A 14,758-nucleotide genomic window follows, 5' to 3' on the forward strand; every position below is an offset into this window, starting at 1 on the left:
GGGCGCCGCCGCCGGTCAGGACCGGGGTGGGGCGGATTCCGCACGCGGTGAGGGTTACCAGGGCAAGCGCAAGGTGAAGACCGCTCCGCCTGAGGGCGCGTTGGCCGCTGCGATGGTGCCGCCGTGCAGGCGTGCGTTCTCCCATGCGATCGCCAATCCCAGCCCGCTGCCCTCGGAACGGGAGCGGGCCGTGTCTGCCTTGTAGAAACGGTCGAAGATGTGGGGGAGGGCATCGGGTGGGATGCCGGGGCCGTTGTCGGACACCTCGATCACGCCGGGCCGGACAGCCACGCGAACGGGTGCGCCGCCGTGTTTCAGGGCGTTGCCGACGAGGTTGGCGACGATCACGTCCAGGCGGCGGCGGTCGACTCTGCCCGTCACGCCCTCCGGCAGGTCTGCGGAGACCGAAGAGGACCAGCCGCGGGAGGCCAGGGAGTCGCGGACCGCGGTGCCGATGTCCCACTCGTCGAGCTCCAGGACGTTGCCGCCCTCGTCGAAGCGGGAGATCTCCATCAGGTCGTTGACCAGGCGGGTCAGTTTGCGGGTCTCGCTGGACACCAGACGGGCGGCGAGAGCGGTGTCCGGCGGGAGCGTGGCGGCGTCCTCGTCCAGCACCGCGGTGACGGCGTTCATCGCGGTCAGCGGGGTGCGGAGTTCGTGGGACACGTCGGCCACGAAGCGGCGGGACGCGGCCTGGGTGGCTTCCAGTTGTGAGGCGGCCTGGTTGAACGTGCGGGCCAGCTCGGAGAGTTCGTCGGCGCCTCGTTCGTCGACGCGGGTGTCCAGGCGGCCGGAGCCCAGGGCGCGGGCTGCGGCGCCCAGGCGGCGGACCGGGCGCAGGACGCCTCGGGCGGTGAAGAGCGCGAGGCCGAGGGCCAGCGGCAACACCAGGCTCACGCCGACCCAGGCGGCCACGGCGAAGCTGTCGATGGCGCGTTGCGGGCCGGACAGGGAGGTCCACGCCCACACCTCCACGCCGGTGGCACTTCCGTCCGGGCGCAGCAGCGGGATGCCGATGACCACGTACGGGTCGGTGCGGTCGGTGCGGCGTTGCCAGATCACGGTCTTGCTGGTCTTCAACGCCTCCCGCATCTCCGCGGGCACGATCGACATGTCCGGGCCGCGCGAACGGAGGTTCTCGAACGCCACGACCGCGGTGCCGCGCAGGAACGAAGCGAACTCGTCGAGGTCCTGTTGGGTGGGTGGCACGGTCAGGCGGGATGCGTAGTTGCGGACGTCCTCGACCAGCGGGTTCATGAAGCCGTTCTGGGCGTCCTCCAGCAGCAGGTTGCGGGCGGTCGCGTAGGAGGCCCCTGCCGCCGCTACCGCGCCCAGCAGTGTCAGCAGGGTGAACGCGGCCATCAGGCGGGGCCGGAGGCCCAGGAACAGCGACCTCATCGTGGGCCGAAGCGGTAGCCGAAGCCGCGCACGGTGTGGATGTAGCCGGGGTCGGAGGGCACGTCCTCGATCTTCGCGCGCAGGCGTTGGACGCACGCGTCGACCAGGCGCGAGTCGCCAAGGTAGTCGTGTTCCCAGACGGCTTCGAGGATCTGCTGGCGGGTCAGCACCCGGCCGGGCGTGCGGGACAGTTCCAGCAGCAGCTTCAGCTCGGTCGGGGTGAGTGCGACCTTCTCGTCGTTCTTCAGCACCTGCAGGCCGGCGCGGTCGATCACCAGCGAGCCGTGGCGCTCCACGTTGGACGGTTCGGAGACGGTCCGGCGCAGCACCGCGCGGATCCTGGCCTCCAGCACCCGTGGTTCGACGGGCTTCACCACGTAGTCGTCGGCGCCCGCCTCCAGGCCTGCGACGACGTCGAAGTCGTCACCGCGCGCGGTCAGCATGATGATCGGGACCTCGGCGTGCGTGCGCATGCGGCGGCACGTCTCGAAGCCGTCGATGCCGGGCAGCATGATGTCGAGAACGACGATGTCGGGCCGGGTCTCGCGCAGTCTTTCGACGCCTTCCTCACCGGTTCCCGCAGCTCGGACGTCATGTCCCTGGCGGCGCAGCGCCAATCCGAGTCCTTCACGCACCGCGGGGTCGTCCTCGACCAGCAAGACCATCGCCACGAGATCCATTATCTGCGGGTGACGGCCGCTGTGCTGGTTCTGTAGCGGAACCATGACATGGCGTGGACGTTCTCATAGAGCGGCGCGCGGAGTCTCGAACGCATGGCCGGAAGCTTGCTGGGATTTCTCTTCACGTACTTCGCGCTGGTGTGGACGTCGTTCGGGCAGAAGGCGGAGAACGCCGCGTTGCCTGAGCTGTCACTTCAACGGTCGTGGGCGTCCAACGTGGACATGGTGATCATCATCGCCGCGATCCTGGTCGTCCTCTTCGCGCGCAAGAAGTCGTTCCCGCCGCTGCTCGTGCTCGGCGGTTCCGTGCTGCTGGCACAGGTGCTGAAGCTCTACGTGCTGGTGCGGCCCGAGTTGGACGAAGACGCCGTGCTGGTGCACAACAGCTTCCCGAGTGGACACACGACGGCCGCCGTGGCGTCGGTGATCGCGGTGACCATGGCGGTGCCGAAGCGGTTTGCCCTGTTGGTCGCGGTTCCCGGTGCGCTCGGGGCCGGTGCGGTCGCGGCGGAGACGGTGTCGCTGGGCTGGCACCGGTTCAGCGACACGCTCGGCGCGGCGCTGCTGGTCTCGACGCTCGCGTTCCTGGTGCTGCGGAAGTGGACCGCGGGGCTGGTCGTGCCGCCCGCTCTCGCGGCCGGCGGGGTGTGGCTGATGGTGAGCTACCCGCAGGCCACGCCGTCGACCTTGGCCGGCGTCGTGACCGCGGGTGTGGTGCTGCACTTCGGGTGGGCCGTGAGTGGTTCTCGTCAGCCCGGGAGCGACGAGAACCACTCACGACCTGGATCACTCGTCGTGGTCGGTGGCGATCAGTTCGGCGATGGCGGCCAGAGCGTCGTCCGCTCCGTCCCCGTCGGCGCTGAGCACCACCTCGTCACCGTGCATGGCGCCCAGGGTCATCAGACCCAGAACACTCGCCGCGTCAACGGCTTCGCCGCCGTCCTTGCGGATGGTGACCGTCACCGGCTGGTCGGCGGCGGCCTTCGCCAGCAGTGCGGCAGGTCGGGCGTGCAGTCCGACCTTGCTGGCCACGGTGACCCGTCGCTCGGCCATGATGGTTCCTCCCGGTAGAGCTGGTTGTGCTTACTACTGTTCGTTCTTCGAGGGCTTCTCGCGAGGAGCAGTGTCGCCGCTGCTGCCCACGACGCTCTCGTCGGCCTCTGGCGACTCGTCGTCGTCGCGGCCCGGCGTCCTCAGGTTCCACCTGGTGATGACCCAGCGGAACAGGAAGTAGTAGATCACCGCGAAGACCAGGCCGATCGGGATGATCAGCCACGGGTTGGTCGAGATGCCCCAGTTCAGCACGTAGTCGATGAAACCGGCGCTGAACGAGAAGCCGTGGTGCACGTCGAGCGCGTTGGTGACCGCCATCGAGATACCGGTCAGGGCGGCGTGCACGACGTACAGCGGCCAGGCGACGAACATGAACGCGAACTCGAGCGGCTCGGTGACACCGGTGAGGAACGAGGTCAGCGCGGCCGACGCCATCAGACCGCCGACGATCTTCTTCTGGTTCGGGCGGGCCGTGTGCCAGATCGCCAGCGCCGCCGCGGGCAGCGCGAACATGAAGATCGGGTAGTAGCCGGCCATGAAGGTACCGGCGGACGGGTCCTTGTTCAGGAACCGGTTGTAGTCGCCGTGGAAGCCGTTGAACTCGCCGAAGACCTGCCACACGAACGTGTTGACGATGTGGTGCAGACCGAGCGGGATCAGCAGGCGGTTGACGAAACCGTAGATGCCGGCACCGAGGATCGTGCTGCCGGTGACCCACTCACCGACGGCGGTCAGGCCCTGGTCGAACCACGGGTAGATCAGGCCCAGGAGCACACCGATGATCAGCATCGCGCCGGCGGTGATGATCGGCACGAACCGGCGGCCGCCGAAGAAGGCGAGGTACGGGGGAAGCTTGATGCGGTGGTACTTCTGCCACAGCACCGCTGCGACCAGACCGACGACGATACCGGTGAGGACCTTGTAGTCGATCAGTTTCTGCGTGGCCGGGGCTGCGCCCTCCGCCAGCGGGAACATGATCGGCGACATCGCCTTGAAAACGCCCTGGATGACGACGTAGCCGACGACCGCGGCCATCGCCGTCGAGCCGTCGCCCTTGCGTGCGAAACCGATCGCGACACCGACCGCGAAGAGCAGCGGCAGGTTCGCCAGGATCGCGCCGCCACCCTCGCCGACGACGGCGGCGACCTTGTTCCAGCCCAGTCCGTCCTTGCCGAGAAGATCGGCTTGGCCGAGACGGAGCAGCAGACCGGCCACCGGCAGCGCAGCGATCGGCAGCATGAGGCTGCGACCGAAGCGCTGAAGGGTGGCGAGGCCCATGATCTGTCGACCGCCCACATCTGCGTTGGCGCTCATCGGGTACCTCCCTTGGCGGAGTTCGGTCCGGATCCCGGGACGGTCCGGTCCAGTTGCATGGTCACCTGGTAGAGATCGCCCCGGTACCAGGAAATGACGTCTTCACAGGGCCGCCCCTGCGCGCTGGCGACCCTTCGGAACACCAGCAGCGGGCTGCCCTTGCGGACCTCGAGCGCCTTGGCCGTCTCGGCGTCGGCGGTCTCGGCCCACACGGTCTGCCGTGCGTGGTCCAGCTGAACCCCGTACCTCGTGGCGATGAGCTCGTAGAGCGACCCGGTCAGGTCGCACCGGTCGAGCTCGGGCAGGAGGTGCGGGCTGTACCAGCCGCGTTCGAGCGCCAACGGTGCCCCGTCGGCTTTACGCAGCCGCACGATCCGATAGGCGTACTCGTCGCTGTCGAGGTCCAGTGAGGCCTTCGATCCGGGAGCCTGCCGCTCACAGCTGACCACCTCGGTGCTGGGCTCGAGCCCGCGCGCCCGCATCTCCGAGGTGAACGACGCCAGGTAGAGCTGCAGCTCGTAGCGGCGCCGCGCGGTGAACGTGCCACGCCCCTTGGCCCGCGTGAGCAGGCCTTCAGCGACCAGTTGGCCTACTGCCGCCCGCACGGTGATGCGGGAGACTCCGTACCGCTCGGCGAGGTCGCGTTCGGACGGGATGGGCGAGCCCGGCGCGAGGTCCTGTTCGGCGAGCCGGCGCAGGATCTCGCGCAGCTGCGCGTGCTTGGGCTTGGGTCCGTCCACGATCTCGTGCATTCGCTCACCTCCTCGCAGTGGTACTTTCCGGTCTAGACCAGTTGGTGCGGGAGAATGCTCCGCGCACTGAGCGGGTGTCAACCGCTGTTACGGGAACGAGAGGTACGAACGTGGCTGACGACAAGGCGCAGAAGATCATCGACGCGCTGGGCGGCGCGTCCAACATCGTCGAGATCGAACCGTGCATCACGCGCCTGCGCTGTGAGCTCGAAGACGGCTCCGTGGTCGACGAGAAGGCCCTGAAGGCGTTGGGAGCACACGGAGTCATGCGCGCGGGCAACATCGTTCAGGTCGTCGTCGGCCCCGAGGCGGACACGATCGCGTCGGACATCGAGGACATCCTGTGAGCCTCCGCGTCGGCAGCCCCGTCACCGGTCGTGTGGTCGCGCTCTCAGCTGTCCCGGACCCGGTCTTCTCCCAGGCGATGGTCGGCCCCGGGGTCGCCGTCGAGCCCTCGCGGGCGAAGGCCGACGTCGTCTCGCCCGTCGACGGCACCGTCGTGACGCTGCACCCGCACGCGTTCGTGGTGGCCACTTCCGACGGCGCCGCGGTGCTGGTCCACCTGGGCATCGACACCGTGAAGCGCAAGGGCGAGGGCTTCGAGCTGCACGTGGTCAAGGGCGAGGAGGTCAGGGCCGGTCAGCGGATCGTGACCTGGGATCCGGCGGAGGTCGAGGCGGCCGGGTACGCGCCGATCTGCCCGGTCATCGCGCTGGACGCCTCCGCCGAGGTGCTCGGCGACCTCGCGCTGGACGTGGACGTGGCGGCGAACGACGCCCTGTTCGACTGGTCTCGCTGAGAGCTTTCGGGCGTTTTCCCAGCCCGGATTGAGGCACGGTTGGGCCGTGCGTGAACGGACCGTTCACGACCGGTCGCGATTTGTGCCCGAGTCGTACCGAGCAGGACCGTGGTGCCATGACCACGGTCCTGCTCGCGTTCGCGCTGGGTTCGTTGTGGACGGTCGCCGCCGTCCTCGACGCACCACCCTCGTCGTACCTGCTGGCCTGGTTCGGCATCGTGCTCGTGTCGATCGACCTGCGGCACCACCGGTTGCCGGACGTCCTGACCCTCCCGCTGGCCGCCGGTCTGCTGCTCCTGGAGTTCCAGAGACTGGGAGAAGCGGCCCTCTCCGCGCTCCTTTTCGGTGGCGCTCATCTCGCTGTGCGCAGGTGGCGGCCCGCGGTGATGGGCGGCGGGGACGTGAAGCTCGCCGCGGGCCTCGGCGCGCCTCTCCCGCTGCCGCTGCTCTTACCTGCGGCGATCCTGTCCAGCGCGGTCACGCTCGTCCTGGCGCTCGCGAAACGCACGCGCCGGGTGCCGCACGGGCCGGGCCTGCTGGCCGCCACCTGGGCGTTGACGACGCTGTGAAAGGATTGTGAACGTGCTGCGCTGGATCACCGCTGGAGAATCACACGGCCCCGCCCTCGTCGCCGTGCTGGAGGGCATGCCCGCCGGTGTCGAGGTGACCACCGAGGACCTCGTCGTCCAACTGGGGCGTCGCAGGCTCGGGTTCGGCCGAAGCCCGCGCATGGGCTTCGAGCAGGACGAGGTCGAGATCCTCGGCGGCGTGCGCCACGGCAAGACCCAGGGCGGTCCCGTCGCGGTCACCATCGGCAACTCCGAGTGGCCGAAGTGGCAGACCGTCATGTCACCGGACCCCGTGGACCCGAGCCTGCTCAAGCCGACCGGTCGCAACGAGGCCCTCACGCGTCCGCGCCCCGGTCACGCCGACCTGCCGGGCATGCAGAAGTTCGGCTTCGACGAGGCCCGGCCCGTGCTCGAACGCGCGTCCGCCCGTGAGACGGCCGCCAGGACCGCTCTGGGCACGGTGGCGCGGCAGTTCCTGCAGCAGCTGCTGGGCGTGCAGATCGTGAGCCACGTCGTGTCGATCGGCAAGGCCGTGACGCCCGAGGACGCCGCGCTGCCCACTCCGGACGACCTGCCCGCGATCGACGAGTCGCCGGTGCGCTGCTTCGACGCGCGCGGCACCGAGGCCATGGTCGCCGAGGTCGAGGCCGTGAAGGAGGCCGGCGACACCGTCGGCGGCGTCATCGAGGTGCTCGCGTACGGCCTGCCGCCGGGCCTCGGCTCGCACGTGCACTGGGACCGCCGCCTCGACGCCCGCCTGGCCGCTGCGCTGATGGGCGTGCAGGCGATGAAGGGCGTGGAGATCGGCGACGGCTTCACCTCCGCGCAGCGCTGGGGTTCGCAGGCCCACGACGAGATCGACCGCGGCAGCGGCCCGGTCGGCGTCACGCGCCGCTCGAACCGCGCCGGCGGCCTCGAAGGTGGCATCACCAACGGCGAGATCCTCCGTGCGCGCGTGGCGATGAAGCCCATCTCGACCGTCCCACGTGCACTGTCCACTGTGGATGTCCGCACCGGCGAGCCGGCCGTCGCGATCCACCAGCGTTCGGACGTGTGCGCCGTGCCGCGCGCCGGCGTCGTGCTGGAGTCCGTCGTCGCGCTGGTGCTCGCCGAGGCCGCGCTGGAGAAGTTCGGCGGCGACTCGCTCGACGAGACGCGCCGCAACGCCCACGCGTACCTGAAGGCCCTGGAAGCCCGCTGGGAGGGCATGTGAGCCCCAGGTTCGTCGTGGTCGGCCCTCCGGGTGCCGGCAAGACCACGATCAGCGAGCTGCTCGCGGCGCGGCTGGACCTGCCGTTCCGCGACGTCGACACGGACATCGTCGAGCTGGCCGGTAAGCCGATCTCGGACATCTTCACCGACGACGGCGAGCCCGTTTTCCGTGCCATGGAAGAGGAAGCCGTCGCCAAGGCGTTGGTGGAACACGAGGGCGTGCTGGCGCTGGGCGGGGGAGCGGTGCTGTCCGCCGCCACGCGGGACCGTCTGCGTGAGCACACCGTTGTCTTTTTGAACGTCGGCATGGCCGAGGGCGTGCGCCGGACCGGGCTGTCGTCCGCACGCCCGTTGCTGTCCGGCGTGAACCCGCGCGCGACGTTCAAGGCGCTGCTGGACGCGCGGTTGCCGCTGTACCGGGAGGTCGCGACGGTCGAGGTGCTGACCGACTCGCTGACCCCGGACGAGGTGACCGACGCGGTGATCAAGGGAGTTGGGGAATGACCGAGCCCGTGCGCATCCGGGTCGCCGCCGAGAAGCCCTACGACGTGGTGATCGGCCGCGGTCTCCTCGGCGACATCGTGGACTTCCTGAAGCCCATCGCCAAGATCGCGATCATCCACCAGCCGACCCTGGCCGCCACGGCCGAGGTCCTGGTCGACGAGCTGAAGGCCGCCGGCGCCGACGCCCACCGCGTCGAGGTCCCCGACGCCGAGGACGGCAAGGACCTCAAGGTCGCCGGCTTCTGCTGGGACGTGCTGGGCAAGATCGGCCTGTCCCGCTCCGACGCCGTCGTCGGCCTCGGTGGCGGCGCGGTGACGGACCTGGCGGGCTTCGTGGCCTCCACCTGGATGCGCGGCGTGCGCCTGGTGAACATCCCGACCACCCTGCTGGGCATGGTCGACGCGGCCGTCGGCGGCAAGACCGGCATCAACACCGACGCGGGCAAGAACCTCGTCGGCACGTTCTACGAGCCGGACGCCATCTTCGTCGACCTCGCGACCCTGGAAACCCTGCCCCGCAACGAACTCGTCGCCGGCATGGCCGAGATCGTGAAGGGCGGCTTCATCTCCGACCCGGTCATCCTCGACCTGATCGAGGCCGATCCTGCCGCCGCTCTGGACCCGACCGGCGACGTGCTCGCCGACCTGGTCCGCCGCAAGATCCAGATCAAGGCCGACGTCGTCACGAACGACCTGCGCGAGTCGTCGTTGCGCGAAATCCTGAACTACGGCCACACCCTGGGCCACGCCATCGAACGCCGCGAGCGCTACCGCTGGCGTCACGGCGCGGCCATCAGCGTCGGCCTGGTCTTCGCCGCCGAACTGGCCCGCCTGGCCGGCCGCCTGGACGACGAGACCGCCGACCGCCACAGGTCGGTCCTGCGGCTGCTGGGCCTGCCGACGTCCTACGACCCGGACGCCCTCCCGCAGCTGTTGGAGGGCATGAAGGTCGACAAGAAGAACAAGGCGGGCGTCCTCCGCTTCGTGGTCCTGGACGGCCTGGCCAAGCCCGGCCGCCTCGAAGGCCCCGACCCCGCCCTGATCGCCGCCGCGTACTCGGCCGTGGCCGCCGAGCCTTCGACCGGTTCCGGAAAGGTGCTGCTGTGAGGGTTCTCGTCCTGAACGGCCCGAACCTGGACCGCCTGGGCACCCGCGAGCCGGACGTCTACGGCCGCACGACCTACGCCGACCTGGTGCAGATGTGCGTGGCCGAGGGCAAGGAACTCAACTTCGAGGTCGAGGTCCGCCAGACCGCCCACGAGGGCGAGATGGTCGCGTGGCTGCACGAGGCCGCCGACCACTCGATCCCCGTCGTGCTGAACGGCGCCGCCTGGACGCACTACTCGATCGCCATCCGCGACGCGTGCTCCCAGCTGACCGCGCCGCTGGTCGAGGTGCACATCTCGAACATCCACCAGCGCGAGGAGTTCCGGCACCACAGCGTCATCTCGGCGATCGCGAACGGCGTGATCGTCGGGCTGGGCGTGGAGGGCTACCTGCTCGCACTGCGCTGGCTGGCGCTCAAGGGACGTGCTTGATCTGCAGCAACCGCGCGGTCTTGTTCGGGGTCCGCACGATCGTGGCCTCGTAGGTCCCGGCTTGGGTGTGTGAGTGGTTCGCGGCCAGGAAGAGCACGGTGCTGTTCCACCTGACGACGAGCGAGTAGCTGGCGGTCAGGCGGAGCAGGCCGAACTCCGCGTCTCTGGCGCTCGTCCAGTTGCCGACCGGCTCACCTTCGAGTGACCAGGACGCCTGTTGCGCCGCCGGTGTACCGGTAGCGCGCGGGCACATCCGCGGCATTGGCGCGGCGGTCGCGGACGCACAGGTCACGAAGCCTTCCCGGACAACTCTGACGAGGTCGCCGTCAGGCAGGGTGAAGCGGTCCTTGGTGATGGTGCCAGGTGGGGGCGCGGTCGTCGGCTGTCTGATGCTTTCAATGCGGGACTCGGCGCCGCGCCACTGCACCTCGGTCTCGAAGTGGAACCTCTTGATCTCCAAGGACTGCCTGGTGCCCGCGTCGTAACTGATGGTCATCACCGCGGTGCCACGGGCCAGAAACTTGTCGTTGTGCCACCTGACCTGCATTCCGTCGCGAGGATCGCCGACGAGTTCCCAGCGAACGTTTCGTGCGGAGGACGCGGTATGGGTCTGCGGGCAGTTCACTGGGGTGAGGACGACCTCGGTGGCGCACTGTCGAAGCTTGTCCGCGACCAGCTGGGCGATCATGTCATCGCTGATCCCGGCGGGGCGGGAGCCCTGGTCCGTGGAGGGAAAGCCGGCGTCCGCGGAGTTGGTGTCGCCGTTGCAAGCGTTGATGATGCCGCCGATGAAGAGGATGAGGACGCCCACGATGAAATGGCCCGCGGTGAGCTTCGGCTTTTCGGACGGCCTCGGCTCGGTGGGCTTGCGGCCGGCAGGGCCGCCTTGTCGCAGGACGAAGTCGCCCTTTACATCCCCGATCTGCACGCTGGTGCCTGTCACCCAGCCGGAGAGAGCGTTGCGCATGGCGGGATGCTAGGGAAGAAACCACCCGTTTGGCGGCATAGATTTCTGGCCAATTCGTTGACATGGAAGGTGAATCGGTGCTTCACCACGTGGAATTGTGGGTGCCGGACCTGGCCCGCGCAGAGGCCACCTTCGGCTGGCTCTTCCCGGCCCTCGGCTGGACCGAGCACCAACGCTGGAACGCCGGCGTGAGCTGGAAGCTCGGCGAGACCTACGTCGTGGTCGAGCAGTCCCCGGCCTGCACCGGTCCACACGATCGGATGAAAGCCGGCCTCAACCACCTGGCCCTGCACGCCGGCACCCGCGAGAACGTCGACCAGCTCACCGTCGATGCCCACCAGCACGGCTGGCGGCTGATGTTCGCCGACAAACACCCCCACGCGGGCGGCCCCGACCACTACGCCGCGTTCCTGGAGAACGAGGACGGTTTCGAGATCGAACTGGTGGCAAATCCCGCGACCGGCTGACCGCTGTTCTGCGACGATCTCGCACGTGTCACGACTGATCATCGCCGCGTTCGCCCTGCTCCTTGCCGGGTGTACGGCCGTCGCACCGGAACGACCCCGCATCACCGAGAGCAGCACCGAGGCGGAGCCGGATGACCGGGAGCTGCAGGAGAAGTGGTGGACGTGGGCGGTGTCGAGCCCGCGGGACCGCAACCCCGTGGTCGACGAGACCGGCGAGTTCTGCGGCGAGGACCAGCCCTCTGACGTGTGGTTCTTCGCGGGGACGTTCGGCGGCCACGCGGAGAGGACGTGCCAGGTGCCCGCGGGCAGGCCGCTCGCCGGCCCCGCGGTCAACTCCATGTCGAACTGCGGTTCGCTCATGCGGTCGGCGAAGGGCTCGGTGACGCTCGACGGGCAGCAGGTGGCGCTGCGCCGGATGGAACCCGCCCCGATCACGGTCAAGGCCGTGAAGGACAACCCGATGGGGTTGCGCGAGGGCCGCCGGGAGGGGCAGGCGTGCGGGCTGTGGGCGTGGATCGAGCCGCTGAGCCCCGGCGAGCACGAGCTGCGGATCGAAGGCGAGTTCGGCGACTTCAAGACGTCCGCGCGCTACCGGCTCACCGTGGCGGCCGGGGATTGACAGCAGCTTGATGTATATACAACACTCAATCACGTGAACCCCGTCGACGAGATCGTGAACGACTGCCTGGCGGTGCGCGTCAGGCTGATCGGTCGTGCGGTCACGGGCATCTACGACGGTGCTCTCAGTGGTCACGGCCTGACGATCGCGCAGGTCAACCTGCTGGCCGCGCTGGGCAAGGTGGGTCCGTGCCCACCGTCGAGGCTCGGTGAGGTGCTGCAGCTGGAGCGGTCGACGGTCAGCCGGAACCTGGCCCTGCTGACCAAACACGGCTGGATCGAGGCCCCGTCCGCCGATGCGAAGGGCATCCGGACGGTCGCGCTCACCAACGAAGGCCGGACCAAGATCGAGTCCGTGATGCCGGTGTGGCGCCAGGCCCAGCGCGAGGCAAAAGAGCTGGTGGGAGCTGTGGGCACGACGGCGCTCCGGGACATCGCGCGAGACCTGGGATATCCACCGGGCGAGTGAACGAGCCGAGGGTGAAACCTCGGGCAAGCAGGCCTAAATGTTGTATATACATCAAAGGAGAAGGATCATGAACGAGGTTGTGCTGGTCACGGGTGCGTCCAAGGGAATCGGCAGGGCGGTGGCACTGGCCTTCGCCCAACGAGGAGCCCGCCTGGTGCTGGCAGCCCGCTCACAGGACCGGCTCGCACAGGTGGCGGACGAGGTCGAAGCGCTGGGCGCGGAGGTGCTCCAGGTGCCGGCGGACGTGACCGATCCGGAAGCCGTCGCGGCACTGGTGGACGCCGCCGCGAGCCGGTTCGGCCGGATCGACGTGCTCGTGAACAACGCCGGCATCGGCAAGGTCGGCGCGGTCGCCGAGGAGACGTTCGCGGACAACGTCCGGCAGACCACCGAAGCGAGCCTGTTCGGCATGATCGACGTGACCCGGCGCGTGCTGCCGATGCTCCAGAAACAGGGGAGCGGCACCATCGTGAACATGTCGTCCGTGATGGGACGCAAGGCGTTCGCGCGGTTCGGCTCCTACACGATCGTGATGCACGCGGTCTCGGCGTTCTCCGACAGCCTGCGTCAGGAGGTGGCGGGCAGTGGCGTCAAAGTGACGGTGATCCACCCGGCGCTCACCGCCACCGACCTGCTGAAAGAGGCGGACGAGGCCGAGATGCCGCCGCCGTTCCGGTACATGAGGCCGCTGTCCGCGGACGAGGTCGGGCAGGCGGTGGTCAAGGCGGTCAGCAGCGGCAGGCAGCGGGTCGTGCTGCCGCGCAGGGCGAACCTGTTGTTGCTGGGCGAGGCCCTGTCACCCCGGATCGGCGACGCGATCGCCACGGCCCTGTCAACGCGGCGCATCGCCCGGCTGATGGGGATGACCGGCAAGACCTACCACGAGCTACTGGCGCGCTGAGTCCTTCTGCGCCAGGAACCCGCCGAGCACCAGCCCGAGCCCGGCCGGCGCCAGGATCAGCAACGCCGTGAAAGCGGCGCCACCCGTCAACGCCACCCACAGGGCCTCCTGGCCGGTCTGGTCGACGAGCAACGCCGACCCGATCACACCCAGCGCCCCGGCGAACGGCCCGGCGATCAACGAGGCGATGAACCACTGCATGCCCGGCGACGGCAGCTCGCGCAGACGGTCGACCGCGCCCCAGATCACGGCGGCGGCCACGAGCAGGCCGATGGCGATGGGACGGACCGAGGTGGCCTCGGGGCTGCGCACGCCCACGGCCGCCACGCCGGTCTGCACGGCCCCGTGCAGGAGCCCCATCCACAACGCACGGACGAACCAAGGACGCATGCGGACAGCTTAGGACTGGCCGTACGCTGCGAGGCATGTCGTCGTACGCCGCACGCCGCACCGCACTGCGCCAGGAGCTCCAGGCCAAGAGCCTGGACGCGCTGCTCGTCACGAACCTGTTGAACGTCCGCTACCTCACGGGGTTCACCGGATCGAACGCAGCCGTGCTCATCGATGCGGTGAGTGACGACAAGACGGTGTTCTGCACCGACGGCAGGTACCTCACGCAGTCGGCGAAGCAGGTGCCGGACCTGGAGCGCGTCATCGACCGGCCGTGCGACCTCGCGCTGGCCAAGAAGGCGAAGGGCAGGCTCGGGTTCGAGAGCCACCACGTCACGGTCGACGGTCTGGAGTCGCTGACCGAAGCCGCCGAGAAGGCCGAACTGAGCAAAGCCGCCGGCATCGTGGAGAAGCTGCGGCTGGTCAAGGACGAGGTCGAGATCGAGGCGCTGCGCATGGCGTGCGCGGCGGCGGACCGGGCGCTGGCGGCGTTGATCGGGCACGGCGGACTGAGGCCCGGACGGACCGAACGCGAGGTCGCGCGCGAGCTGGAGAGCCGCATGCTCGACCACGGCGCGGAGGGGCCCTCGTTCTCCTCGATCGTGGCGTTCGGCGCGAACTCGGCGGTGCCGCACCACCAGCCGACGGAGGCCACGCTGCACGCGGGCGACTTCATCAAGCTCGACTTCGGCGCACTCGTCGACGGCTACCACTCCGACATGACCCGCACGCTGGTGCTCGGCAAGCCCGCGGACTGGCAGGTCGAGCTGTACGACCTGGTCGCACGGTCACAGGCGGCCGGCCGCAACGCCCTGAAGCCGGGCGTGAAGGTGAGCGACGTCGACCACGCGGCGCGCGAGGTGATCGAGAAGGCCGGGCACGGTGAGGAGTTCCTGCACGGCCTCGGGCACGGGGTCGGGCTGGAGATCCACGAGGCACCGGCGTTGTCGAAGGTGGGTGCCGGTACACTTTCGGCCGGTATGGCGGTCACCGTCGAGCCCGGCGTGTACTTGTCGGGGCGGGGCGGAGTCCGCATCGAGGACACCCTCGTGGTGCGCGAAAGCGGGCCGGAGCTCCTCACCCTGACCACGAAGGAACTCGTGGTCGTCTGACACCCCCGTCCAACAC

At 69.1% G+C, this 14,758-nt stretch carries 19 protein-coding genes and 1 pseudogene; 13 read left to right on the forward strand and 7 right to left on the reverse strand.

Annotated elements, in window-relative coordinates; genetic code table 11:
* Window positions 1-54 precede the first annotated feature (54 nt).
* Both LFM09_RS16040 and LFM09_RS16045 read right to left on the reverse strand, forming a co-directional pair.
* The gene (locus LFM09_RS16040) at window positions 55-1,398 is read right to left on the reverse strand and encodes a sensor histidine kinase (protein ID WP_414097243.1); all 1,344 of its coding nucleotides are present in this window, start codon (window positions 1,396-1,398) and stop codon (window positions 55-57) included.
* Window positions 1,395-2,069, reverse strand: coding sequence for a response regulator (locus tag LFM09_RS16045; RefSeq protein ID WP_414097244.1), 675 nt, complete (start codon window positions 2,067-2,069; stop codon window positions 1,395-1,397). Before LFM09_RS16045 ends, LFM09_RS16040 begins: the two co-directional genes overlap by 4 nt.
* A gap of 231 nt (window positions 2,070-2,300) precedes the next feature.
* On the opposite strand from LFM09_RS16045, the pseudogene LFM09_RS16050 reads away from it, so the two are divergent.
* Window positions 2,301-2,663 (forward strand): annotated as a pseudogene (locus LFM09_RS16050) (phosphatase PAP2 family protein); the annotation flags it as partial.
* Between the two features lie 201 nt (window positions 2,664-2,864).
* Here the strand turns inward: LFM09_RS16050 and LFM09_RS16055 are convergent.
* Genes LFM09_RS16055 through LFM09_RS16065 form a run of 3 tightly spaced genes read right to left on the reverse strand, consistent with a single transcriptional unit; the run spans window position 2,865 to window position 5,197 of the window.
* Entirely contained in the window at window positions 2,865-3,131 is a 267-nt protein-coding gene (locus LFM09_RS16055) for an HPr family phosphocarrier protein (protein ID WP_414097528.1), read from the reverse strand.
* Window positions 3,132-3,164: 33 nt separating this feature from the next.
* On the reverse strand, window positions 3,165-4,445 hold the full coding sequence (locus LFM09_RS16060) for a PTS transporter subunit EIIC (protein WP_414097245.1): 1,281 nt from the start codon (window positions 4,443-4,445) through the stop codon (window positions 3,165-3,167).
* The gene (locus tag LFM09_RS16065) at window positions 4,442-5,197 is read right to left on the reverse strand and encodes a GntR family transcriptional regulator (protein ID WP_414097246.1); all 756 of its coding nucleotides are present in this window, start codon (window positions 5,195-5,197) and stop codon (window positions 4,442-4,444) included. Before LFM09_RS16065 ends, LFM09_RS16060 begins: the two co-directional genes overlap by 4 nt.
* Window positions 5,198-5,307: 110 nt before the next feature.
* Between LFM09_RS16065 and LFM09_RS16070 the strand changes: the two genes are divergently transcribed.
* From LFM09_RS16070 to aroQ, 7 genes are all read left to right on the forward strand, one after another.
* Window positions 5,308-5,544 (forward strand): glucose PTS transporter subunit EIIB, encoded by a 237-nt coding sequence (locus LFM09_RS16070; protein ID WP_414097247.1) that lies wholly within the window; start codon window positions 5,308-5,310, stop codon window positions 5,542-5,544.
* Window positions 5,541-5,996, forward strand: a complete 456-nt coding sequence (locus LFM09_RS16075) for a PTS glucose transporter subunit IIA (protein ID WP_414097248.1) — start codon at window positions 5,541-5,543, stop codon at window positions 5,994-5,996. The genes LFM09_RS16070 and LFM09_RS16075 overlap by 4 nt, the downstream gene beginning before the upstream one ends.
* A 116-nt stretch (window positions 5,997-6,112) precedes the next feature.
* Window positions 6,113-6,565, forward strand: coding sequence for a prepilin peptidase (locus LFM09_RS16080; RefSeq protein WP_414097249.1), 453 nt, complete (start codon window positions 6,113-6,115; stop codon window positions 6,563-6,565).
* Between the two features lie 13 nt (window positions 6,566-6,578).
* Window positions 6,579-7,778: a chorismate synthase gene (aroC, locus tag LFM09_RS16085; RefSeq protein WP_414097250.1), complete on the forward strand. Its 1,200-nt coding sequence runs from the start codon at window positions 6,579-6,581 to the stop codon at window positions 7,776-7,778.
* Window positions 7,775-8,281 (forward strand): shikimate kinase, encoded by a 507-nt coding sequence (locus LFM09_RS16090; protein ID WP_414097251.1) that lies wholly within the window; start codon window positions 7,775-7,777, stop codon window positions 8,279-8,281. The genes aroC and LFM09_RS16090 overlap by 4 nt, the downstream gene beginning before the upstream one ends.
* On the forward strand, window positions 8,278-9,387 hold the full coding sequence (aroB, locus tag LFM09_RS16095; protein ID WP_414097252.1) for a 3-dehydroquinate synthase: 1,110 nt from the start codon (window positions 8,278-8,280) through the stop codon (window positions 9,385-9,387). The genes LFM09_RS16090 and aroB overlap by 4 nt, the downstream gene beginning before the upstream one ends.
* Complete coding sequence (gene aroQ, locus LFM09_RS16100) at window positions 9,384-9,818, forward strand: type II 3-dehydroquinate dehydratase (RefSeq protein ID WP_414097253.1); 435 nt, start codon at window positions 9,384-9,386, stop codon at window positions 9,816-9,818. Before aroB ends, aroQ begins: the two co-directional genes overlap by 4 nt.
* On the opposite strand, the gene LFM09_RS16105 is transcribed toward aroQ, so the two are convergent.
* On the reverse strand, window positions 9,802-10,785 hold the full coding sequence (locus tag LFM09_RS16105; RefSeq protein ID WP_414097254.1) for a hypothetical protein: 984 nt from the start codon (window positions 10,783-10,785) through the stop codon (window positions 9,802-9,804). The two genes, aroQ and LFM09_RS16105, sit on opposite strands and share 17 nt — an antisense overlap.
* A 77-nt stretch (window positions 10,786-10,862) precedes the next feature.
* Here LFM09_RS16105 and LFM09_RS16110 point away from each other — a divergent pair, with 77 nt between their 5' ends.
* The 4 genes from LFM09_RS16110 (at window position 10,863) to LFM09_RS16125 (ending at window position 13,240) form a co-directional block, all read left to right on the forward strand.
* Window positions 10,863-11,252 carry a VOC family protein gene (locus tag LFM09_RS16110; protein ID WP_414097255.1) on the forward strand — a complete coding sequence of 130 codons (390 nt, stop codon included), beginning with the start codon at window positions 10,863-10,865 and terminating at the stop codon, window positions 11,250-11,252.
* A 25-nt stretch (window positions 11,253-11,277) separates the two neighbouring features.
* The gene (locus tag LFM09_RS16115; RefSeq protein ID WP_414097256.1) at window positions 11,278-11,871 is read left to right on the forward strand and encodes a hypothetical protein; all 594 of its coding nucleotides are present in this window, start codon (window positions 11,278-11,280) and stop codon (window positions 11,869-11,871) included.
* A 33-nt stretch (window positions 11,872-11,904) separates the two neighbouring features.
* Window positions 11,905-12,339, forward strand: coding sequence for a MarR family winged helix-turn-helix transcriptional regulator (locus LFM09_RS16120; protein WP_414097257.1), 435 nt, complete (start codon window positions 11,905-11,907; stop codon window positions 12,337-12,339).
* A gap of 67 nt (window positions 12,340-12,406) precedes the next feature.
* The gene (locus LFM09_RS16125) at window positions 12,407-13,240 is read left to right on the forward strand and encodes an SDR family NAD(P)-dependent oxidoreductase (RefSeq protein ID WP_414097258.1); all 834 of its coding nucleotides are present in this window, start codon (window positions 12,407-12,409) and stop codon (window positions 13,238-13,240) included.
* Here LFM09_RS16125 and LFM09_RS16130 read toward each other — a convergent pair.
* Window positions 13,226-13,630 carry a B-4DMT family transporter gene (locus LFM09_RS16130; RefSeq protein WP_414097259.1) on the reverse strand — a complete coding sequence of 135 codons (405 nt, stop codon included), beginning with the start codon at window positions 13,628-13,630 and terminating at the stop codon, window positions 13,226-13,228. The genes LFM09_RS16125 and LFM09_RS16130 overlap by 15 nt on opposite strands.
* Window positions 13,631-13,665: 35 nt before the next feature.
* Between LFM09_RS16130 and LFM09_RS16135 the strand changes: the two genes are divergently transcribed.
* A complete protein-coding gene (locus LFM09_RS16135; RefSeq protein WP_414097260.1) occupies window positions 13,666-14,742 on the forward strand; it encodes a M24 family metallopeptidase in 1,077 nt (358 codons plus the stop codon).
* Window positions 14,743-14,758: the final 16 nt, after the last annotated feature.

Origin of the sequence: Lentzea alba (assembly GCF_047445655.1) — a bacterium.
GTDB lineage: Bacteria > Actinomycetota > Actinomycetes > Mycobacteriales > Pseudonocardiaceae > Lentzea > Lentzea alba_A.